Origin of the sequence: Pseudoflavonifractor sp. MCC625, assembly GCF_018784545.1 — a bacterium.
Taxonomy (GTDB): domain Bacteria; phylum Bacillota; class Clostridia; order Oscillospirales; family Oscillospiraceae; genus Pseudoflavonifractor_A; species Pseudoflavonifractor_A gallinarum.
The window spans coordinates 24,858-46,407 of record NZ_WQOJ01000009.1 but is presented as its reverse complement, the minus strand read 5'-3'; the positions used below and the strand labels follow the sequence as shown (position 1 = coordinate 46,407).

The 21,550-nt window shown below is 52.1% G+C and carries 18 protein-coding genes and 1 pseudogene; all 19 read left to right on the top strand.

The window, feature by feature from the left end; translation table 11 throughout:
• The 19 genes and pseudogenes from GPK94_RS02470 (at nucleotide 1) to GPK94_RS02375 (ending at nucleotide 21,548) form a co-directional block, all read left to right on the top strand.
• Nucleotides 1–1,200, top strand: coding sequence for an antirestriction protein ArdA (locus GPK94_RS02470; protein WP_148337113.1), 1,200 nt, complete (start codon nucleotides 1–3; stop codon nucleotides 1,198–1,200).
• Nucleotides 1,197–2,321, top strand: coding sequence for an antirestriction protein ArdA (locus GPK94_RS02465; RefSeq protein WP_215654284.1), 1,125 nt, complete (start codon nucleotides 1,197–1,199; stop codon nucleotides 2,319–2,321). Before GPK94_RS02470 ends, GPK94_RS02465 begins: the two co-directional genes overlap by 4 nt.
• Before the next feature lie 262 nt (nucleotides 2,322–2,583).
• Nucleotides 2,584–3,621: a hypothetical protein gene (locus tag GPK94_RS02460; protein ID WP_195641523.1), complete on the top strand. Its 1,038-nt coding sequence runs from the start codon at nucleotides 2,584–2,586 to the stop codon at nucleotides 3,619–3,621.
• Between the two features lie 10 nt (nucleotides 3,622–3,631).
• Nucleotides 3,632–4,615, top strand: a complete 984-nt coding sequence (locus GPK94_RS02455) for a DUF4314 domain-containing protein (RefSeq protein ID WP_148337111.1) — start codon at nucleotides 3,632–3,634, stop codon at nucleotides 4,613–4,615.
• Nucleotides 4,608–5,213 (top strand): antirestriction protein ArdA, encoded by a 606-nt coding sequence (locus tag GPK94_RS02450; RefSeq protein ID WP_195306638.1) that lies wholly within the window; start codon nucleotides 4,608–4,610, stop codon nucleotides 5,211–5,213. Before GPK94_RS02455 ends, GPK94_RS02450 begins: the two co-directional genes overlap by 8 nt.
• The gene (locus GPK94_RS02445; protein ID WP_215654282.1) at nucleotides 5,210–6,238 is read left to right on the top strand and encodes a hypothetical protein; all 1,029 of its coding nucleotides are present in this window, start codon (nucleotides 5,210–5,212) and stop codon (nucleotides 6,236–6,238) included. Before GPK94_RS02450 ends, GPK94_RS02445 begins: the two co-directional genes overlap by 4 nt.
• A gap of 103 nt (nucleotides 6,239–6,341) precedes the next feature.
• Nucleotides 6,342–6,656, top strand: a complete 315-nt coding sequence (locus GPK94_RS02440; RefSeq protein ID WP_087337441.1) for a hypothetical protein — start codon at nucleotides 6,342–6,344, stop codon at nucleotides 6,654–6,656.
• A complete protein-coding gene (locus tag GPK94_RS02435; RefSeq protein WP_195306635.1) occupies nucleotides 6,649–7,623 on the top strand; it encodes a DNA adenine methylase in 975 nt (324 codons plus the stop codon). Before GPK94_RS02440 ends, GPK94_RS02435 begins: the two co-directional genes overlap by 8 nt.
• 13 nt (nucleotides 7,624–7,636) lie before the next feature.
• Nucleotides 7,637–8,005 (top strand): hypothetical protein, encoded by a 369-nt coding sequence (locus GPK94_RS02430; protein WP_087337436.1) that lies wholly within the window; start codon nucleotides 7,637–7,639, stop codon nucleotides 8,003–8,005.
• Nucleotides 7,995–8,726 carry a DUF3849 domain-containing protein gene (locus GPK94_RS02425; protein ID WP_215654280.1) on the top strand — a complete coding sequence of 244 codons (732 nt, stop codon included), beginning with the start codon at nucleotides 7,995–7,997 and terminating at the stop codon, nucleotides 8,724–8,726. The genes GPK94_RS02430 and GPK94_RS02425 overlap by 11 nt, the downstream gene beginning before the upstream one ends.
• 12 nt (nucleotides 8,727–8,738) lie before the next feature.
• Nucleotides 8,739–9,395 (top strand): hypothetical protein, encoded by a 657-nt coding sequence (locus GPK94_RS02420; protein ID WP_195306576.1) that lies wholly within the window; start codon nucleotides 8,739–8,741, stop codon nucleotides 9,393–9,395.
• The gene (locus GPK94_RS02415; RefSeq protein ID WP_226923584.1) at nucleotides 9,392–9,739 is read left to right on the top strand and encodes a SpoVG family protein; all 348 of its coding nucleotides are present in this window, start codon (nucleotides 9,392–9,394) and stop codon (nucleotides 9,737–9,739) included. The genes GPK94_RS02420 and GPK94_RS02415 overlap by 4 nt, the downstream gene beginning before the upstream one ends.
• A 13-nt stretch (nucleotides 9,740–9,752) precedes the next feature.
• Entirely contained in the window at nucleotides 9,753–10,670 is a 918-nt protein-coding gene (locus GPK94_RS02410) for a hypothetical protein (protein WP_022289157.1), read from the top strand.
• A 167-nt stretch (nucleotides 10,671–10,837) separates the two neighbouring features.
• Entirely contained in the window at nucleotides 10,838–11,467 is a 630-nt protein-coding gene (locus tag GPK94_RS02405; protein ID WP_346727975.1) for a class D sortase, read from the top strand.
• 119 nt (nucleotides 11,468–11,586) lie between these two features.
• The gene (locus GPK94_RS02400; RefSeq protein WP_195328269.1) at nucleotides 11,587–12,276 is read left to right on the top strand and encodes a CAP domain-containing protein; all 690 of its coding nucleotides are present in this window, start codon (nucleotides 11,587–11,589) and stop codon (nucleotides 12,274–12,276) included.
• 246 nt (nucleotides 12,277–12,522) lie between these two features.
• Nucleotides 12,523–18,111, top strand: coding sequence for a SpaA isopeptide-forming pilin-related protein (locus GPK94_RS02395; protein ID WP_215654276.1), 5,589 nt, complete (start codon nucleotides 12,523–12,525; stop codon nucleotides 18,109–18,111).
• Nucleotides 18,112–18,284: 173 nt separating this feature from the next.
• On the top strand, nucleotides 18,285–18,620 hold the full coding sequence (locus GPK94_RS02390; RefSeq protein WP_148337099.1) for a DUF3852 domain-containing protein: 336 nt from the start codon (nucleotides 18,285–18,287) through the stop codon (nucleotides 18,618–18,620).
• Between the two features lie 75 nt (nucleotides 18,621–18,695).
• A complete protein-coding gene (locus tag GPK94_RS02385) occupies nucleotides 18,696–19,586 on the top strand; it encodes a conjugal transfer protein TrbL family protein (RefSeq protein WP_101691712.1) in 891 nt (296 codons plus the stop codon).
• Nucleotides 19,583–21,548: pseudogene (locus GPK94_RS02375) on the top strand (DNA cytosine methyltransferase). The gene GPK94_RS02385 and the pseudogene GPK94_RS02375 overlap by 4 nt, the downstream one beginning before the upstream one ends.
• The last annotated feature ends 2 nt before the right edge of the window (nucleotides 21,549–21,550 follow it).

The window sequence follows — 21,550 nt, the reverse complement described above, 5'->3', positions numbered from 1 at the left end:
ATGATGGAAGCAGTTCTGAGCAACGCCGACCACCCGGAATACGGTGTTGCGACGATTCCTCTTCCCATTCCCAGAAATCAATACGACCACTGCGTTGCGCTGTTGGAGGCACTGGAGATCGGCGATGCCTCTGAAGCTGACTGCCGGGTGGACTCCCTCGACAGCGCATGGCCCGTGCTGAATCGGCTGGTGAGCACCAAGGTCAACCTGGACGAGCTGGACTATCTGGCCAAGCGGCTGGACAGCTTTACTGTGGGCGAGTTTTCGCAATTTCAGGCGATGGTTGAAAAACTGCATCTCACCAGCATGAAGGATCTCATCAACCTGACCTTCTGCTGCCAGCAGGCGACGGTGATCACGGACTTCACAAATTTGAAAGAGGTTGGCCGTGATCACTACATGAACATCCATGGCGGGTGTGCCAGCATGGAAGAACTGGAACAGCTGGACGGAGTGGAAACCGCTGTCCTGTTGATTGAGGACAATGAGGGGACTATCACCCGCTACGGAGTGGTCTATGACAACGGCATGCAGCTTTCACAGCTCTATGATGGGAAGCACCTGCCCTGCTATCACTATGAGGCCGATATGACCGTTGTCGGGATATCCTCCCGGTGGGAGCCGGAGAACAGCAGGAATGTGACCTGGATCTATCTCCCTGCCTCAAAAGGACAAATTGAGCGCGCCATGCAGCGTTCCGGCATTGCTGACCCAAAGGATATGCGCCTTTTTATGGCAGACAGTTCATTCCCGGAGGAAGTGGATGTAGCACTGGACTTCCGGTGCGACAACATCTACGAGCTCAATGAGCTGGCGCTGGTCGCAGATAAACTCTCGTGTGACGACCGCAGAAAGCTGGGAGCAGCAGTAAGTATGGCTAAACCGGAATGCGCCAGCCAGATCCGCCGCTTGGCGGAAAACCTGGATCTGTTTGAATTCGCCCCCGGCGCCCACACCCCCGAGGAATATGGGAAATACATGATTCAGAGATCCGGCCATTTTGAGTATGACCCCAATCTGGACGAGTTTTATGACTACGAGCGGTATGGCCTGCAACACATGGGCTATCAGTCGGGCGTGTTTACCGACCGCGGCTACATCGCCTATGTCGGTACAGTAAGTCTGGAGGAACTGATGGCAGACGACCCGGCAGAGTCCTATCAGCGGGAGCAGGACTTTCAGATGGGAGGGATGACATGATCCAACTCTTTATGAGCCGCAGCGGGAGTTCTGTCATTGTCCCGCTCAATTTGCCCGCATCTCATGGCGCTATGACAGAAGCGTACAGCCAGCTTGAACAAGCTAACAGAACAGGAAAAACAGAGATCGTTGAGATCAAAAGTGTGATTGCCAACCTGCCGTCATATCTCGGCGGACTCGACCCTGATTCCAGAACGCAGCTTGCACAGCTGAATCTGCTTTCGAGCATCATTGCCAAAATGGACTCTCGTGAACGGAGCATCTATGCCGGCGCCTTGGATGGCAACAGCATCAATGATCTGAACGATATGATCCGTGTGGCGGAACAGGTATCGGACTACATTCTCATCCCTAATGTCAATTCGGATGTGACGCTTGGCCGGTATGTCGCTGTTGCCGGCCAGATTCAGGGCGATCCCAGGTTCCCCGAAGCGGCCTGGCCCTACCTGGACTTCGCGAAGAAAATCGGTGCGGAGTACTATGCCGAGCATGGTGGTGCGTATACCCATGCTGGCTATGTGCTTCTCAAGCAGGATGCCGAACCCGTCAGAGAGAAGGCGGCAAAGATCCGGCTTGACCTCTCCTCCTCCCAAGCGCAGGCGAGTGTATCGCTTCCGGCATTGAAGGAGGAATTGGAGCGAGTAAAAAAGTTGCTGGGGATCGATTGTTTTGCAGAGGCCGCAATTACCAAGGTTTCTTTTGCTGTTCCCAATTTGAACGAGTATATTCCCACCACGGGAGTATGCGTGGAAGATGCAAACGAATTGGCTTGGGCAATCGAGGGGATGCAGCTTGAAGACAGCGAGCTGATGAAATACCTGTCGGTTCTTTCTGTGGAGCAGCCGGAAACCATGCAGGATGCTCTTCGATATGCCATGAATCTGGACGACTATGAGCGTATCACGGAGGACACCTATGAATATGGCCAAACCGTCCTTCGGCGCATTGGCGCTGATGACGAGCTAATCGATACCATCGACGGGTATATGGATTTTGAGAAGCTGGGCGAGGACATTATGGCAGAGGAAGGAGTCCGGCGAACCGAGTTCGGCCTGATCCGCCGATGCAGCAGCCCTTTTTCTGAGGAAACACATACGTTAGAGATGGAATACCTTTCATAATGACTCGGGCAGTCAATTTTCTCTTGGTATAACTGATGGCTTATATATTGCTTAAAGTAAAGAATACTGAACAGCATCACCTGATGGATTAGGAGGAATGCAAATGAAAAAGAAACTCATGATCTCGGTGGCTTTGCTGGCCGTACTGGGAGCTGCTGTTGTAGGCTATTTTCACTTCTCTTATAAAAATGTTTTTGACCATGGCTAATCTCTCTAAACTGTGGTATGTTGTGTACTTACCAAACGAAGGAGGTGAAAAACCATGAAACAGAAACCTACGAAAAAATGTGAAAACGGTGTTCAGCTGAGGCCCGCTTCCATTGAGGAGGCGGGCCTTTTCTATTCAGAACTGGACCAGAAACAGGATGAAGCTCTGGGCACAGTTGGTCACATCCGCATGGACTTTGGTTCTGGTGGCAAGGAATTTTGGCATACCTGGTGGCCTCACAACGAGGATCGATTCAATACTTTGGAATTCAAGGAAGAACTCCAAGCTATCGTTGACACCTTACGAGCAAACGGGCCGCTAAAAGATCTGGCCTCCATGAGCAACTACTGTCACAAAAACGGCGGGACCATCACAGAGGACAGCAGAAGTTTTGGATATGTGGCAGAAACAGACCACTACCGCTACTGTCTCCGCTGTACCCCCACTCCGGGTGATTATCAGGGCTACCTATACTGCTATGATAAGCGGCAGCAGGAAATGGCCCAAAAGGACAAGATAGTGGGGCGAGTGACCTTTGCAGATGGGACGGCTCAGGAGTTCACAGACCCACATCAGTATCTTCAAACTATCAAAGAAGAACTTCCACTCCGCAATACGACCGGATTCAAGCACGAAACGCTTTCTGAAGATCCAGAGATCAAGAAAGCAGTGGATGATATTCTGTTGGATTTTGCGGGCGAGGAAAATCCTCGACGAACCTGTAACTACGGCTTGACCGAGAAAGGGTTGCAAGCCCTTCAAGATGTGGCAGACCCGTCCCTCCCCCATTCCTATGCGTGGTTTGTGATGACTGATTGTAACACCCCGCAGGAGCAGCTCCACCGTAACCTTACCCTGGACGAAGCGGTCGAGCTCTATCAGAACAGCGACCATCCTGAGAAACGGCTTGGTGTCACCAAGGATGACTTCGCAACAGTCGACTTTGTCCGAATGGTGGACGGGGAGCAGACATTTTTCGGTGACTATCAGAAACTGGAGAGTTTCAAGAACGATCCAACGATTTTCGAGGCAGTAGAACAACTCCATCAGGAATTGGAGGATATGTCCCAAGATCAGGGCATGACCATGTAGGAGGTGCAAGATGCAAATACAAAAAGAGTGGCTGGACTTTCTCCGGGAGCAATATCCCAAGGGGTCTCGCATTCGATTGACGGAAATGAAAGATGATCCCTACGCACTGTCCCCTGGAAGTATGGGGACGCTCAAATATATCGATGATGACGCACAGTTTCATATCAGTTGGGACAACGGCAGTGGCCTTGCCCTCCGGATTGGCGAAGACCGATTCCGCGTTCTGTTACCGGAACCCCAGACTCTGAAATTCTACATGCCTCTCACCGCTCAACTTTACGGTCGTGACAGCTGGGGAGATCTGGAGGAGTACGGCAACGATTTGAATGGTCGTGATCTGCGAGACTATCAGTCGTGCATTCACGAGGCGCTTCTGGAAAACCAGGTGCCGGAGGAAAAAAGTCGCGGCCTTATGCGCTGGTATGATAAACAGGATGGGGTAAATGAAAAAGTTCAGTCCATCGTGTTTGACGCAGAAAGCCGCGATGGGCAGCTGTGGTGCGTAGCGGAATGCAAGGTAGTGGGTGACCTTCTGCCGGAGGAAAAAGAGGCCCTGGCTGATTACATTTCAGGTCAGGCGTCGGACGGTTGGGGCGAGGGATTTGAGCAGCGGGCCATCGATCTGGAAGAGGGGGAACTTTATGTGAGTCTCTGGAACTCCAGCAACTGGACAATCCAGACCGAGGAAGAAAAGTTCTCCCCCGATTCTCTCACCCGCCTGCCGGATATGTGCTGGTCTGTGCTTCCCGGTGAAGGAACACTTATCTGCATCAAAAAAGGTGAGAGCGGCTACTACCCCAGCGACTGGAGTACCGGCGACAGGGCCCAGAACCGCTACCTGGCGGACTATAACAACCAGCGTCGGGGCATTACACCGGCACAGGAACAGGCGATGCTCACTGGCAGCATGTGCGGTTGGGATGTACCTGGTGCGGATCCCAAGTGGTATGAAGAACATCAGAACCAGGAGACGGGAGGAATGACGCTTGAATAAAGGATTCACCGTATATGTAAGTCCTTTGGAAATGGACAGTACAGCTCACCGGTTGGTAGAACTGCCTATGGAACAGGAAAAACTGGATGCACTCCAGCTGGAACTGAACACCGGCTCCCCCCTCTATACCGAAGTATCGGACTTCTGTGGGCGGGAATACCTTGAGGAGCATTTGCCAGAGGATATGGATCTGACAGAGTTGAATCTGCTGGCTGAGAAACTGGCCTCCTTGGAACCTGTCCAGGAAGCGGCCTTCGAGGGCCTTGTCCGCATGGATCTGGATAAAGGAATGACGGAACTGCCATTGTGTCGGCTGGTCGACCTGGCCAACAGTGCGGATTGCTGTCATGTTGCTCCAGGAGTTGGTAATGACGAGCAGCTGGGACACTTCTATGTGGACAATGATTTCCCGGTAATTCCGCCCGGCCTGCCGGAAGAGGTGTATGAGGTTCTGGACTATGCAGCCATTGGCCGAAAGGCCAGAATGGAGGAGGGCGGAGTCTTCACCTCCGAAGGCTATGTGGTACAGCACACCGACCTGGATGTGAGTTACTCGCAGTCCCATTGTGGGCCGCAGATGGAGGTGATGAGTCCATGAAACACCGCCTTGCCCCTCTTTTGGAGGGGCTGGAGATGGGCAAATCGGAACATGATTGGCTGGAACAACGGTTGGAAAGCATGACAGCAAAGGAAGAACTGCTCTTCCGAGGTGCCATGCAGATTGAATCACCAAGGGACATTCAGACGACCATCCAAATTCTTCAGGGATTGGATCACTACCAGCTCCTCTATGGAGCAGAGGACGATGTGCTACTGGGACGATTCGTCATGGAGCATATTCACACCCCCACACACGCGGCACGGGGCTACCTTGACCCGGAAATTGTTGGGGCAGCCTATCGGGAACATGGTTCAGGCAGTTTTGTTGAGAACCACTATGTAGAGCGGCTGAACCCCGATCGTCCCTTGCCGGAGGTAAATCCCAATATGCCGCTGCCTAACACCGGTGAGTATGCAATTCGGATCAAACTGGTAAGCAGAAACAATATGGAGGGTGTCTGGATTGGATTCCCCGACACAGGAGAGTACATGGATGCAGTCCATCCGGATGAACTGCTTCTCGGGCTGGATGCCTTGCAAGCAGAAACACTGGATCAGTGCATGGCGGTGGATGTGGACTGCGCTCTGCCCCAGATTACCGACATCCTCAACCAATATGACTCCGCAGGAGAATTGGTTCGCCACGCCATTGACTTCGGCTATGTCTGGGCGGAACAGGGGCAGGGAGAACCCCACTGGTTGGAAAAATGGATGTGTGTCATGGAGTTGGAAGACTGTCACCGCCTGGATTTGGCACTGGATCTCGCCCAAAACCTCCATTGCTACGAATATATTCCCCGCGGGGTTGATCTTGCGCAGTATGGCATGGACTTGGCCCGAAAGGAGGGTGTACTTGGCCAGGATCCGCTGCTCAACCAGTGCTTTGACTCTGTAGCCTACGCCCAGCATCATATGGCAAAATATGGCCTGTCCACAACAGACCATGGCTATGCAGCCAGGAATGGGCAAGAGGTCATCTACGAATACAGCCAGCCAGAACATGAACCGGAGATGACCATGTAACAATCTCACACCAAATTAGGGGCCGTTTTTCCGAAAGGGACAAAACGGCCCCTTCTTTTTTGCGCCCTTTTTCGGTAAAACGTGTCCGGAAAAGGAGGCATTTATGAGAGATGACAAGTTGTTGGACTATTTGAAAAGTTCCTGTCATGGCCGTGAAAACCGGAAAAGCGGCAGGGAGTTGGCTCGGACACTGGGGATCAATGTTAAGGATCTTCAAAAGTTGGTAAAACGACTGCGAAAGAAAAAGAACCCCATCGCTAGTGACCAGTACGGCTATTACTATGCCGCCACCGCTGCGGAACTCTGTGACAGCATGGATTTTCTCCAGGGGATGGCGGATGGCCTGATGGAAGATATCCGCAGTATGCGAGGGTGCCTTGATGGTTACTCGGAAAGGGACGGTGCTGCTAATGGCTAAGCCCTTCTTTCCGTGGATGGGGAACAAAGAGAAACTTGTTCCCTACATCCACCAGCTGATACCGCCCCATGTGAAACAGTTTACAGAGGTGTTCGGTGGAAGCGGTGCCGTCATCTTAGGTCTGCAGCCAAAGAAGGGCCGGTTGGACATTTATAACGACCTGAACGACGATTTGTTCAATGTGTTTTGCTGCGTCAAAGAAAAATCGTTCTCACTGGCCAAAGAACTGAAGTTTCTGCCGGTGCATGGCAGGACACCCTTCGCCTTCTACCGCGATATGGCCGCTCATGAGCCGGACTTCTATCGGCATATTGAGGAGGAGAAACGAGTTGTAGCGGAGTCCACTTGTTTTACCGAAGAAGAGATCCGCGAACTGCTCACGATCCTGGATGGCAACGCAAAACTTTTTGATGTTCGGCGGGCAGCGGCTTTTCTGTTCACCACTTACGGCAGCTTCAGTGGGACAGGAAATTCTGTTGGCATTAAAACTGTGGACCCGCAGGCAATCGTGGATAAACTTCCCCAGGTTTCAAGACGAATGGACAGCATTTTCCTGGAACATCAGGATGCCCTTGTGCTGATCCCCAAGGAGGACCGTCCGGACGGAATCATCTATGCAGATCCACCCTATATGCTGACAGAAAAGGTCTATGATGTGCGATTCCTTCCGGAACACCACATCATCCTTCACGACAGGGCACGTTCATGTAAAGGGTATGTGATCATCTCCTACGGCTATGATGACCGGATCATTGATCTGTACAAAGATGATTTTTTCATCATCTCCTTGAAACGAACCAATCCGCTGTCACAGACCGAAGGTTCCACCTTCAGGGAGTTGATCATCACCAACTACGATCCCAGCCCCTACCTGAATAAGCAACTTGATATCTTTGGGCAGGCAACTGAGGCCATGTGGGAACCCGTCATCCTGCACCGGCCTCGCAGAATCTTAAAAGCAGACTAGGAGGTAATTTGAAATGAAGTTTGTATTACATCGTAATCCCGAGAACAGAAACCAGAAAATTCCTTTCCCCGCCATGCAGATGGCTGAATTGGCTGACGCGGAGCAGCTGACTATCCAGGCAGATGCAGGCAGTATCCTGATCAGCCGGGAGGACATCACGGCGCGGCAGGCCATCACCACTATCACCCATCTCTACGAGGTGATCGACTCCTTGATTCTCCAGCTGGTGGATGCCAGCAATGAAATCGTCGATGTCCTGGATATCCCCGACCCTCTCGAGACCGTGGATGAGGAGCTGCTGGATGATCTTCTGGAGTGCGGAGCCAACCCGGACGGTCTGCGTCTGCTTCTGGCGGTGGAGGACGAAGCAGATGAGGAATGATACCTACCTCTACACAGACGGTCTGGACGCAGCCAGGCGCAGCGGGCAGATAGCCCTATGGCGGGCCAGCCATCAGGCCAACATCGCCTGTAAAAAAGCGATTGAGGATAGTATCCGCCAAGGCTTTGATGGCGTGCATCTCAAAGAGTACTGCGCCAAAGAGGTGTTGGAGGAGTTCGGTTTCAAGCGGGTGAACTGGGTGCTGGCAAACACCATCCAGGAAAAGAGTGGCGATGACCGATTCCGCCCCGACAACAGAAGTTGGGCACAGCGCACCTTCATTCCGGAAGATATGGGCCACGAGGTGGAGTTTATTGTTAACTCACACTCCGAGGTTGTGAATGGTTTTGTGAACCAAGTACGGGAGGCCTATCAGAAGCTTAACCTCTTCGGCCCAGAACACTGCGAACCCAATTCATGGGAGGATTTAGATTACACAGGAAAGGTGCTGGTACTGAGTCCGGACACTCTGAGAGAATCCTGCTGGACACAGGAAAATCAGCTTTGGTATGCCCATGATGGATTTGGGTGCAGTCCCCATGCCATCGGTCGTTCTATCCGCTGTACCTGCCTGGGAGATGGAGAACATACCAGATGGAACCGATTAGACTTCATCGGAGTCCTGCAGGAGAATCTTCTGCCGGAGTGGGCTGAGGAAAAACTGAACGAGCTGACAGGCCAGAATGTTGATCACAACATGGAAGGCATGAAGATGGAGTGAAAAGGAGGAATTATGAATTTGAGTTATTACACGGTGGATGATCTTCGTCTGGGACATGATCCGAAAGGCGTGGTCGGGTGGCGGATGTCCCATTTTCTATCTTTGGATGATGCGTTAACGCATTATGCGAGTCTGCCTGCTACGGGAGTAAAATCTCTTGGGCTGACGGATGGAGTGCATTGTCTGGAGATCGCTCGATGTGTCCCGCTCTTTGAATATGACAGAGAAGGCGAAGACATCCTGGCCTCTGACTACAAGCAGTTTCCGCTCTGGGCCGATGTGGAAGAGGTCAATACTGCAACACAGGCATGTATTTCCGCCTTGCGGCTTCGGTATGTCCTCCATCCTGATGCGATTGTACCAATTCCAAAAGGTGACTCCTTATCTTCAAAATTAAAGGATAAATATCTCTGGCTGAATGCAAACCGGGCAAAGGAATCCGCCATTACGCTGGCGTATCGCGCCGGTACAGGATGGATCCCCTTGAGAGAATGGAAACGCTGCGCTTCGAAGCATCCGCTGATTCTTAAGTTTATGGCGGATGGTCTGACGGAGGGCGGCGCTTTTGTATCTCTGGAAGTTGAGCCCTGGGAGTATGACCTGTTGGTCCGCCGCACTTTAGAGCGGCTTAACCAAAATTCATCAAATTCAGGAGGAATGAAGACATGAAGAACGACATGAAAGCAGCAGTGTCCCCTATGGAGATGGATGTGAGGATCTTTCCCTATCGAGGGGACGGCCCCGTGGCAGCAATCGCTTCGGTTACGCTGAACGGCTGTTTTGCCGTGCGGGATGTACGGATCATGGAAGGGAAAAATGGGCTTTTCGTTTCCATGCCCAGCAGAAAGGTAAAGGGTGAGTATCGAGACATCTGCTATCCCTGCACCAAAGATTTCAAGCAGCAGTTTGATCAGAAGGTCCTGGAGGCCTATGAGCAGGCACAGGTTCAGGAGGCTCAGAAGTCCCCAGCCCCCGAGGGTCAAGAGGAAAACGGCCCCACCATGGCAATGTAAGGAGGTAATGTTCATGAAACGAGTAATGACCCTTTGCGTCCTGGTTCTGACACTGACAATGGCGCTCTGCCCCGCAGCACTGGCAGCGGATCTTGGGAGTGCGGCTACTGCAGCCCAGGTATGTTACCCTACTTCTATCAGCCGCAGCGAGGACGGCACAGAACTGAAAAAAATCTATGACCTGGGGCCGGAGGATGACCCCGCAGGGATTCCCCGCTCTGATTTCGAGCAGGATGGCTTCCACTATACCCTGACGGATCTGCTCAAACAGGAGCTTCCCGAAAACGAAAGTCGGCAGCACACTGAAACGGTCTCCTTGCCCAGCAAGAATAAGGATATGGAGTCTGTGCTGGCGCTGCTGCCCGCCGAAAAGGAATTCGTTACGGATGACGGTCTGACCGGGATTCTGAGCCTGGACCTGTCCACAGTCCGGGTGGAGGTTGCTGGGTATGGCAGCTCCACCAAGGAAGTCTCTGCCACACGCTCCTACCCCAATCTGGCTGGTCAGGATACCCAGTACATCCCCAAGACTATCGAAGAGGATGGCCGGACTCTGACGCTTCAAACGGTCAATTGGCAGACAGACAATACCGCAAACATGGATGGATATGCCGTTGGTGACCGTTTCACCGCTGTCGCCACCTATACCGGAACTGCGACCAGCTCCTATGTGAAAGGTTATACCGTGACTGCGGACTATACCGGAACCGTCAGCCGCATCGCCCTGAATAAGGTGCGCTATGTGGCTATTTTTGAAGGAACACCGCTGGAGCCTATTCTGCCAACGGAGGATGAAAGCACTGGGCCCGCCCAGTTTAATTGGTTGGCCATTGCAGTCCCCTTCGGTATCGTAGCCCTAGTCGGTGCAGGAACAGGTGCCGCTCTATTTATGAAGCGTCGCCACGAGACAACGGAGGAGGAGAGCGAATGAAACGAGTAATTTCCACTTGCCTGACGCTTTGCCTGTCTGCAGCATTGGCCTTGCCTGCCAGCGCCTTAGACTACAGCATTGACGCCCCTGGTAATCCGGATTATGGGGATCCTACTTCTATCGAGGTAGTCCAAACGGTTGATGGTGGGGCAATGAAGAATGAGGATGTGAGCAAAAACGCAGCCCTGATCCCGCCTTCCTTTGGCAGCCCCAGCGCAGATGCCCTTGGAACAGGTACCTATCTTACCTCCAACTTGGCCCCTGGCGGCATGGCGGTTGGTACTATCTCCGGCGGCAATATGCCCATCGTATTCCCGCCTACGTCTGGCGAAAACACAGGCAATACCAGCTCTGGCAGTTCTGGCGGATCCAGTACATCTGGCGGTTATACCTATGTGACCGATGATCTCTACTATTCTGGTGGTTATCTGGGAACTCTGAAAATCTCCGCCATTGGCCTCAGTGTGAAGATCTATCAGGGCACCGGGAGCAGCACACTGGCCAAGGGAGCAGGCCACTTCACAGACACGAGTATCTGGGACGGCACTGTTGCCCTGGCTGGCCACAATCGGGGTGTCAACAACCATTTCGGCAAGATCCATACCCTGGAGATCGGGGATAAGATCACCCTGACCACTAAGCTGGGCACCCGCACCTATAAAGTTACCTCCGTCAGTAAGGTCAGCGAAACGGACCGCAGCGCCATGACGCCTACTGGCGAGGACCGGATCGTGTTGTACACCTGCGTAATGAATCAGAGTGCTTACCGCTGGTGCGTCCAGGCGACTGCTGTGTAAACTGATCTGCTGAGCCGCCATTTGTTCTCTGCCCACACGGAAGATTCTGCTTGACTTCTACCTCCTTCTTGGATATTGTGTGCTTGCAAAGATCCACATAATGCAAAGGAGGAATGAATATGAAGGCAAAAAAGAATCTGGCCCTGGTAGCGGCAGGTATCGTAATCGGCGCGTTTCTGGCATTCCCCACAGCACACGCCGCTGAAGAACTATTCACTGCAGTTCGCAGCTCCCACCAGTTCTTCCTGGATGGGGAAAAAGTTCAGATGGAAGCATATATCATAAACGGCAACAACTATGTCAAACTTGCAGATGTGGGCAAGATGGTCGGGTTCAATGTGTATTGGGACGGAGCGGTGTACATGGACAGTGATGCTCCTTACACTGGAAAAGCACCGGAAGCATCCTCCACGCTTGAGGAGGTGAGAGAAGAGATCGCCGTCCTCGTGAACGAGGTACGACGCGAGAATGGTCTCCAGGAACTGACTATCGATCAGCGCCTGATGGCAGCAGCGCAGAACTGCAGCGATCAAAAGTTTACCTGGCATCACACGAAAGAAGAGTGTGAAGCGGTGGCGGCATCTGGATATCCCTATGGCTTCGGCTCAAATCTCACCGTATTCACTGGTGCGGCAATAGCAGATATTGCACAGCGCGCAGTGGATAACTGGGAAAAGTCTCCTGGTCACTTCCAAACCATGACGGATCCAGACGCAACAAGTCTTGGTGTAGGTGTAACCAAGGACAATGGCGTTACGTACTGCTATCTGTTTCTCGGAAAGCCTAATACCAATAATCCCTACGGATAAATCCATGTAGAGTGTGGCCCCTCCAAAACTGGAGGGGTCGTTTTTTTGTGCCTATACAAGAAAGAAGGTGAGTAAAATGATGTAATGCAATAGCATATCTGCCTATTTTCCAAGTTCAAGAAGAATAACCGCAAAAAATAATATCGAGAAAAGCAACAGGCCGTAGGGATACAGGACCCGACAGTCTGTTTTGACTGGAATGCTCCATCCCTGCGGCCCTTTCTTTTTTCGAAGAAAGGACAAAAAATGAAGATGAAAACGCATTCCGTATATATTCGCATGATGTCCTTGCTGCTCGCTGTTCTGTGTATTGTGGGCCTGTTCCCTGCCAGTGCGCTGGCTGCCAGCCCCAACACCATTAAGTTGGAGGACTGCACCTACAACGGGGTCCACTATGACTCTCCCGCATTAGGGATTTGCTATATGCACCAGATGCAGTTTGATTTCAACGGCGACAGCGTCATGGGCTTTTGCTCCGAAAAAGGCAAAGGCATGGGCTGGTCTTTGGAAGGTCATGAGTGGAACAGCCCCAAAGAAATCAACGACTCCACAGTGAAAATTATGATGGCATATTTCTATTGTCATACCAAAGGTATTTTCACTGACCGGGCACAAGCACTGGGCCTGGATGAAGTATGGGGCTCCGACTATACCTGGACTATGAATGCATGGGTGCAGGCAGTAGTTTGGCGGTATAAGGCCGGTCTGCTCTCTGATCCTGTGGTCGCCTGCGCGGAAGAATTGATGTATGTTTTCAACAACCTCAAACACACCAACTACACCAGCATTGATGAGGAACTGGATGGCTGGTCTTTCCGCGACAGGGCCCAGTACACTCTCGACCTCGGTGCAGAGGGTGTTTGGGGTGATTGCGCAGTATATGAATACAAATATGCTGGTCCCGGCTCCAATTACCACCCCGCCAATGATGTTCAGGCTGTATTCGTTGGCGAACTCACCATCACCCGCGAGCAGTACGAGCTTACCGTAAAGAAGGTAGACTCTACCAACCCCAGCAAGGGCCTTTCCGGTGCTCGGTTCCTCATCCAGTCCGCCAATGGCACCTATTCCAAGGAGTTTGTCACCGGGAGCGATGGAACCTATACGCTGTCGTCTTTGGATGCGGGCACTTATTCCGTAACTGAAATGGCCCCTCCGGAGGGCTACGAAATTGATAACGCAGGACCTCAGTATGTTGTTCTCCCCAACGAGAGCGGTACCACCGTCACAGTTACCTTTACTGATACTCCTGTCATCACCAGTGAGGGCAGCATCCGCAAAGTGGATTCCGACGATCCCAGCAAGGGGCTGGCTGGTGCTGTGATTAAGATCGAGGGTGTCGATAACAGCTTTACCGGCACCTACACCACTGGTGTCGGAGGATATCTGCAGGATGTACCCTGGGATACGATGCCCATCGGCTCTTATGTAGCCACTGAAGTCACCCCTCCCAATGGGTACACCATCAGCAAAGATCCTGATAAGGTCCGGCAGGAGTTCTATTGGGACGGCAAGAGCGATGTTGACCTTGTGTTCGAGAACGATGCAAAAGTAAAGCTCGAACTCTTGAAGGTAAACGACTCCGACCAGCCCATCGAAGGCGCAGTATTCAATGTCCTGAAAGATGGGCAGATCATTGCCACAGAGAAAACCGATGCCTCTGGAATTATTACCGTTACCAATATCACCGAGGGCCTCTACGCTTTCGTTGAAGTCTATGTACCGGCTCCCTATGCCCGACTCGAAGAGCCTGTAACCGTCCATGTGGATCAGGAAGATGTGGACGGTGGCGGCACGATTTCGGTCTCCGCAGTAGATGAAGAACTTCCTACCCTTACCATTCTTAAACGCGATGGCCAGACCGGACAGGTTGTTCCGGGAGCCGTCTTTGAAGTAAAGGGCATTCATCACGGCTACCACACGGATGTTACTACTGGTGAAGACGGCACGTCCACTTTGACTGGCCTTCCCGTAGACAGCTATGAAGTGACTGAAATCTCCGTACCTGACCCCTATGTGGTGGCTGCGGAACCTACCCAGACGATCTGGCTGGGTCCTGGCGATGAGAAGCAGCTGATCTTTGATAACTTGAAGCAGCCTCAGCTCACCATCGCTAAAGTCGATGCTGCAGACTCCACCACCCCCATTTCCGGCACCGTCTTCCGGATTGAAGCCATTGATGGTGATTACCAGAATGATGTCACCACCGGCCAGGATGGTACTGTTACCCTCCGTGTGGCACCTGGTACTTACCGTGTCACTGAATTGTCCGTACCGGCCCCCTACTTCCTCCCCGATAAAGACGCAGATCGGGTACAGACGATCTCTCTGAATGCAGGGGATGAAAAGAAGCTTGTTTTCAAGAACAGCAAAAGCCCTGAACTCACCATCTACAAGGAGGATAGCGTTGCTGGTGCCCCCGTGGAGGGAGCGCGATTCCATGTAACCTATACCAGCAATGGTGAGGCCGCTGACGCACCTGCCACCATTGATTTTGGCGAGTTCCTGACGGATTCTAACGGCGAGATCCGACTCCACGAGCAGGGAAAGCGGCTGTATCCCGGCGAATACACCATCACTGAGGTAGAGCCTGCTCCTGGGTTCCAGATGGTAGAGCCCACAACTCAGAAGATCATTCTCCATGGCGGAGAAAAGAAAACCGTTACCTTCCAGAACACTCCCCTTAACGCCATCATCGTCGAGAAATACGACAGCGTCACTGGTGAGGCCCTTCCGGGCTGCACGTTCCAGCTGCGTTACCTTGGCGGGACATCTGGCACCGGTGGAACGATTATTGGCCAGAAGGTGACCGGGAGAAACGGCACCGCTATTTGGACCAGCCTCAAACCCGGCACCTATATTCTGGAGGAAGTGGACCCTGCGGACGGCTATAGCATCATCCAGTCTTCGGAAACCGTCTATCTGGCCGACAGCGGAGAACAGTCGGTTGTCACCGTCCGGTTTAAGAATATGCCGGATGGCAACCTGCTGATTCGCAAGGTTTGTTCTGTCAATCCCAGCGTGACTCTCCAGGACGCCGAGTTTAAGGTCATGTATGCCGATGGCACTTTGATCGGGGACAATAATGGAATCTACCGCACGGACGAGAACGGTGAGATCCGCATCGAGGGCTTGGCTCCCGGTAAAAGCGTGGTCGTCACTGAAACGAAGGCTCCGGCAGGTTTCCTGATTGACACCCAGTCCCAGACCATCCAGATCAAGGAGGGGCGCACTGTTTCGCTTACCTTCAAGAATCAGCCCAATGGAGAGCTCATTATTCAGAAACGCGATAGCGCCACCGGCAAACCTCTTCCTGGTGCTGAATTCCGAGTGACTACGGCAGCAGGATGTGAAGTTGGGCTGGATGGTGTCATTGGAGATTCCACTCTCACCCAGAATGGCATCTTCACCACGGACTCCAATGGTGAAATTCACATCACGAATCTGGCCCCAGGTGCCTATGTAATCTCTGAACTGAAGGCTCCGTCTGGGTATGTGATCGATCAGCCTACCACAAATGTGGTGATCGGCGAGAACGGCGATACACAGACAGTGGTCATCAAGAACTCTAAGGCCGGAAGCTTGGTCATCGATAAGCGGGACTCGCTTACTGGTAAACCCCTTGAGGGAGTCACATTTAAGGTGACCACATCTACCGGTGAGTACGTGCCGGACGAGAACGGCTACATCTCCAGCAACGGTCTTTACTTTACCGATAAGGACGGAAAGATCCAGATTGACGGTGTTGTGGGCACCCTGGTAGTGACCGAAACCGCAACCATTCCGGGATACAGCATTGATCCCGCAAAGAAGACCCAGACCGTCCAGGTCAACCCCAATGATACGCAGACTCTCTACTTCACCAACACACCCAGTACCACATTGGTCATCGAAAAGTATATCGAGGGTACCACAACGCCGCTGGCGGGCGTGACTTTCTTGGTCACAGATAGTTCCGGCGCGGTCGTTGGCTCCAGCAATGGAGAGTACATTACCGATGAGAATGGCCGCATTGTTATTGACGGTTTGGAGCCCGGCACCACGGTGACCGCCAGAGAGGTCAAAACAGTGGAGGGCTATGTGCTGGACACTTCTCCCAAGTCCATTGAGATTAAGACCGGCGAGGTACAGACCTTGCGCTTCTATAATGCGGCGAAGGGCACTCTGATCATTCGAAAGCTCGATTCCGTGACAAAAAAGCCTCTGGCTGGTGTGGAGTTTGAGCTGACCTACGCCGATGGCGGCTATGTGGACGCTGACAACGGCCACCTGTCCAGCAAGGGCCTTTATACCACAGATGCCAACGGCGAGATTCGAATCAGTGGTGTGACCGGCACGATCGTGGTAAAGGAAACGAAAACCATTGATGGCTACACCATTGATCCGGCCACTCAGTCCCAGACCGTGGTGGTAAACCCGGCAGATACGCAGACCTTGACTTTTTATAACGATCCCATCGGCGGGGTTGAGATTATCAAGGTCAACGAAGCTGATCAGACCGAGCGCATTCCTGGCACCACATTCGAGATCCGTAAGGTAGATGATGAACTGATCGATACCGTCACCACGGACAAAAACGGTCGAGTCTTCGTTTCCCTGGAAGACGGTGCCTACTATGCGGTGGAGGTCGAGGCAGCGGATGGCTTCAAGCTGGACAGCACCCCCTACTACTTTGAGGTGGAGAACGGAAAGACAGAGCCGCTCAAGATTACCAATAAGGCCGTGTCCGGTATCCTGATCCATAAGACGGACAGCACTACCGGCGAAGGGATCTACGGGGTGACCTTCCTTCTCTATGACAGCAGCAATACCCCCATCGGTCAGTACACCAGTGATGACCGTGGCTATGTCTACATTGAGGATTTGGAGGCAGGACATTACTACCTGCGCGAGTTGGAAAATGAGGGGTATGTCCCGGACACGCAGAAGAAAACGGTCTATGTGAAGTCTGGTGAGACCACCGAGGTTGAGTGGGAAAACACTCCCATCACCGGACAGATCCAGATTACCAAAACTTCGGCGGATTATAATTCGATGAACGGCTGGCCTGCCGGAACCCCCATTCCCAACACCGTCTTCGAGATCTACAACTATCGGACCGGCAAGCTGGTGGATACCATCAAGACGGACAAAAATGGCGTGGCAGTCTCTAAGCCGCTGCCCCTGGGCCGGTACAAAGTTGTGGAAGCCCAGGCAGCCGAGTTCTATGGCCTGGACAAGACTCCCATTGAGGTGGAGATCGAGTTTGCCGGTCAGATCGTTAAGACGGCCATGACAAATAAGAGCCTCTATACCAACGTCAGCATTAAAAAGACCGGATATGTGGAGGTCATGCCTGGGCAGCAGATTCGCTACGACTTTTCTGGCATCGGCAACAACTCCACCACCAGCCTGACCTCCTTCTACTGGAGGGATACCCTGCCTACCCAGGCGGTACGGCTGGATAAGATCATCACTGGCACCTATAATGTGCCTGGAAATTACAAGGTGGTCTACCAGACCAACCTGAGCGGCGGTACATGGCGCACCATGTACGACAACCTGAGTACCATGCAGAACTATACGCTGGATGCCTCGCCTGCAGCACTTGGTTTGGCTTCCAACGAGTATGTGACCCAGTTTATGGTGTCCTTCGGCGTGGTGCCCTCCAATTTCCGACAGGTGGAGGCACCGAGAGTCTATTGCAATGTAGTCTCTTGGCTCACTGGTGGCACCCAGTTCGTTAACCAGGCAGATGTGGGCGGTGTCTATGACGGACAGTGGATCATGGCAACCAGCCGTTGGGTAACCAAGGTTTATAAGCCTTCCGAGCCCCTTCCCAGAACGGGATATTGATCCAATTCCATTACATCCAGGAGGGTCGCCCAATTGGGCGGCCCTCCCACTTTGAGGAGGAACTATCTATGAGCAGAGGAGAACAAAAGGTTCAAAGGCTTTTCAGCTGGTTTCAGCTCGGAGGAAAGGCACACCGGTTCCAGCTCGATATTTTTTAAGAAAGGGTGATTAACATGAAGTTGAAAAAATACTTATGTGCCTTTTGTGTGATTTCCCTTATGGCGATTTTACTCACTGTCCCCGCTTTTGCAGCTGGCGGTGATGTGGCCGGTGCAGTGGAACAGACCTGGGATGATGCCGCAACGCAAATCAAGACTGTCGTGGATAATGTGGTTTTTCCTGCCCTGAGCATGATCCTTGCCATTGCATTCTTTGTGAAGCTGGGAATGTCGTACTTCGATTACCGCACAAGGGGACAATTCGAATGGACTGGTCCGGCAATCCTCTTTGTATGCCTTATCTTCGTGTTGCTGGCTCCCAACTACATCTGGGGCATCATCGGTATCTAAGAATCGAAGGCCGCACCCTCTCCTGATTGGGAAGGGGGTGCGGTTACCTTTTGTGGGAGGAGGTGTTAGTGCCTAATGTTTATTTGGGATTTTGTAGCCAATCCTATTATGGATGCTCTTATGGATTGGTTTTACAGTCAGATCGTTGGTTTTCTCGGTGCATTTTTTTCCCAGATGGGCAATATGGGCGCGGAACTTTTTGAATTGGAATGGGTACAAGCAGTTGTCCTATTCTTCTCTCAACTCGGTTGGGCTCTGTATGGCGTCAGTCTGGTCGTTTCTGGATTTGAGTGCGGAATAGAATATATTTCTGGCCGTGGCAATATCCAACAGGCCGCATTAAATGCCATTAAGGGTTTTCTGGCAGTTAACCTTTTTACCGTTGTTCCGGTACGCCTGTATTCGCTATCCGTTGCGCTACAAGGGACCTTTGCACAAGGTATCACCGGAGCCGGTTCAGGCATTGGAGATCTTGGCGCGGCAATTTTAGAAAACATGGAGTCTACTTCCTTAACGGAGATCGCTGCTGCTGGCCACTGGGGAATTGGCACCAACCCACTCATGCTGATCTTCTGCATTATTTTGATGGCCTATGCTGTGATCAAGGTGTTTTTCGCAAATCTAAAAAGAGGCGGAATCCTCCTCATTCAGATTGCGGTCGGAAGCCTCTATATGTTTTCAATCCCTAGAGGATACACCGATGGTTTTACCCAGTGGATGAAGCAAGTGATTGGCTTATGCCTTACCGCTTTCCTGCAGGCCACCATATTGGTGGCAGGGCTAATGGTATTCAGCGAGCATGCTCTGCTGGGATTAGGTCTGATGCTTTCTGCTGGCGAAGTGCCCAGGATTGCAGGAACATTTGGTCTGGACACCACCACCAGAGCCAACATCATGTCTGCGGTGTACACAGCTCAAGCAGCTGTCAACACCACCCGTACGCTTGTACAGGCGGCAACAAAATGATAGCACCCACAGGCCGTGTCCTGACGATGGGCAGCCTCTTTGATGGAATTGGTGGATTCCCTTTGGCTGCTGTTCGCAGTGGTATAGAACCGCTGTGGGCCAGCGAAATTGAGGCGTTTCCAATCTCAGTAACACAAAAAAGATTTCCCAACATGGTTCATGTCGGAGACATCACACAATTAGATGGAGCAGCGTTACCGCCGGTGGATATCATCTGCGGTGGCTCTCCGTGTCAGGATCTTTCCGTGGCCGGAGCGCGTGCCGGGTTAGCCGGTGAACGCTCCGGCCTATTTTTGGAACAGATCCGCATCATTAAGGAGATGAGATATGCAGATAAGCAAAGAGGACGGCCAGATATCCTTGTTCGGCCAAGATATGGAGTGTGGGAAAATGTCCCAGGAGCATTCTCCAGCGCAAACGGAGAAGACTTCAAAATCGTCCTCCAATCGTTCCTCCAAGTTGAAGAACCATACCTTCATGTTATTAGACCTGAGACCGGGCGCTGGGAATATGCTGGGGCCGTGCTGGGAGTACGATCCTGTGTGGCTTGGGTCACTTGGGACGCTCAATACCTCGGAGTGCCCCAGCGCCGTCGTCGAATCTTCCTTATCACAGATTTTGCAGGATACAGTCCCATCCAAATATTATTTATCCCCGACAGCTTGCATGGGTATCCTGCGGCGAGCGGAGGAGAGGGGGAAAGATCTTCCGACAGCACTTGCGGCAGCACTGAGGGTTCAGGCTGGGATACAAAAACCGGAGGACACTAATCTGCACGGAGAAATTACTGGGGTCGATGGTTATAACGGTGATTTAACGGGCGATGTGTCTGCCACACTTGGAACCAACTGCGGTATGTCCACAGGACGAAATGGTGTTCTGGATCCAACTCCTTTTGTGAATAACCAGCAGGATGAGGCCAGATTTACTTGCGGCATAGACGGCGACCTCGCCCTATTGCCCCCGGAAAGCCTTCATGTATCGGGTCTAATAACAAAAGGAAGCGGCGATTGCTTTATTACAGAAGAAAAACACACCACTTTAAGCACTGGTGGAGGTCAAGCGGGTCAGGGATACCCATGCATTTTTGCCGCAGGATTCTCCGCAGGGGCTGGTGCAACTGCCGGTAGCATTGGCTACGATGAAGAAATCGCTCCTACTCTCAAAGGTAGTGCCAGCGGAAATTGTATGCCGACTGTTTTCTGCCTGAATGATCAGGGCGGCCGTGTAATGGATGTAACCAAAGAGATGACAGGAACGCTCCGCGCTCAGACACACGGACATGAACCTTTGGTTCTTGATGCCCACGGTCAGGACACCAGATACCGTGGGCCAGTCGAATGTTCACCAACTTTATCCGCAAGCTTACTGAATCATCCTTTGGTAGTTGATTCGCCCCAAGAACCGGCCCTATACGAGAACCACGGAATTGATGCCCGCTATACTGGTCCACATGCTGTGTCACCTACTCTCTCTGCAAGGGCTGGAACTGGTGGAAACAATTTGCCTTTGGTTGCAGCACCAGAGGAAACCTATTGTATTACAGGAAATGCAATTGACCGGCAGCCACATAATGGTGGGAACGGAATTGGATATCAGCCGAATCTATCCTATACTTTGACCGCAACAGATCATCATGCAGTGTTTCGCCGGCAGCGTGTCGATCTATTTCAGAGCGATACAGTTGTAGGGACCCAAAGTGCGCGCCAGTACAAGGATGCTACAGATCTAATTTATCAACAGTTACCTGAAAAGATGGGAATGGTATACCTCATTCGCAGACTCACACCAATGGAATGTGAACGGCTACAAGGGTACCCGGATGGTTGGACAAATATGCCAAATGTGTCGGACTCCAATCGATATAAGGCTTTGGGCAACAGCGTTGCAATTCCATGTGTGCAATACCTGATCCAGCGCATCGCTATGTGCCTTATGCTTGGCTTTCAAGGTTACTTTTAGTT

Excerpts from the sequence above, each read along its gene's own strand:
- GPK94_RS02445 (WP_215654282.1), top strand. The coding sequence starts at position 5,210 with ATGAAACACCGCCTTGCCCCTCTTTTGGAGGGGCTGGAGATGGGCAAA.
- GPK94_RS02420 (WP_195306576.1), top strand. The coding sequence starts at position 8,739 with ATGAATTTGAGTTATTACACGGTGGATGATCTTCGTCTGGGACATGAT.
- GPK94_RS02455 (WP_148337111.1), top strand. The coding sequence starts at position 3,632 with ATGCAAATACAAAAAGAGTGGCTGGACTTTCTCCGGGAGCAATATCCC.
- GPK94_RS02465 (WP_215654284.1), top strand. The coding sequence starts at position 1,197 with ATGATCCAACTCTTTATGAGCCGCAGCGGGAGTTCTGTCATTGTCCCG.
- GPK94_RS02390 (WP_148337099.1), top strand. The coding sequence starts at position 18,285 with ATGAAGTTGAAAAAATACTTATGTGCCTTTTGTGTGATTTCCCTTATG.
- GPK94_RS02470 (WP_148337113.1), top strand. The coding sequence starts at position 1 with ATGATGGAAGCAGTTCTGAGCAACGCCGACCACCCGGAATACGGTGTT.
- GPK94_RS02400 (WP_195328269.1), top strand. The coding sequence starts at position 11,587 with ATGAAGGCAAAAAAGAATCTGGCCCTGGTAGCGGCAGGTATCGTAATC.
- GPK94_RS02460 (WP_195641523.1), top strand. The coding sequence starts at position 2,584 with ATGAAACAGAAACCTACGAAAAAATGTGAAAACGGTGTTCAGCTGAGG.
- GPK94_RS02430 (WP_087337436.1), top strand. The coding sequence starts at position 7,637 with ATGAAGTTTGTATTACATCGTAATCCCGAGAACAGAAACCAGAAAATT.
- GPK94_RS02410 (WP_022289157.1), top strand. The coding sequence starts at position 9,753 with ATGAAACGAGTAATGACCCTTTGCGTCCTGGTTCTGACACTGACAATG.
- GPK94_RS02440 (WP_087337441.1), top strand. The coding sequence starts at position 6,342 with ATGAGAGATGACAAGTTGTTGGACTATTTGAAAAGTTCCTGTCATGGC.
- GPK94_RS02425 (WP_215654280.1), top strand. The coding sequence starts at position 7,995 with ATGAGGAATGATACCTACCTCTACACAGACGGTCTGGACGCAGCCAGG.
- GPK94_RS02395 (WP_215654276.1), top strand. The coding sequence starts at position 12,523 with ATGAAGATGAAAACGCATTCCGTATATATTCGCATGATGTCCTTGCTG.
- GPK94_RS02435 (WP_195306635.1), top strand. The coding sequence starts at position 6,649 with ATGGCTAAGCCCTTCTTTCCGTGGATGGGGAACAAAGAGAAACTTGTT.
- GPK94_RS02415 (WP_226923584.1), top strand. The coding sequence starts at position 9,392 with ATGAAGAACGACATGAAAGCAGCAGTGTCCCCTATGGAGATGGATGTG.
- GPK94_RS02385 (WP_101691712.1), top strand. The coding sequence starts at position 18,696 with ATGTTTATTTGGGATTTTGTAGCCAATCCTATTATGGATGCTCTTATG.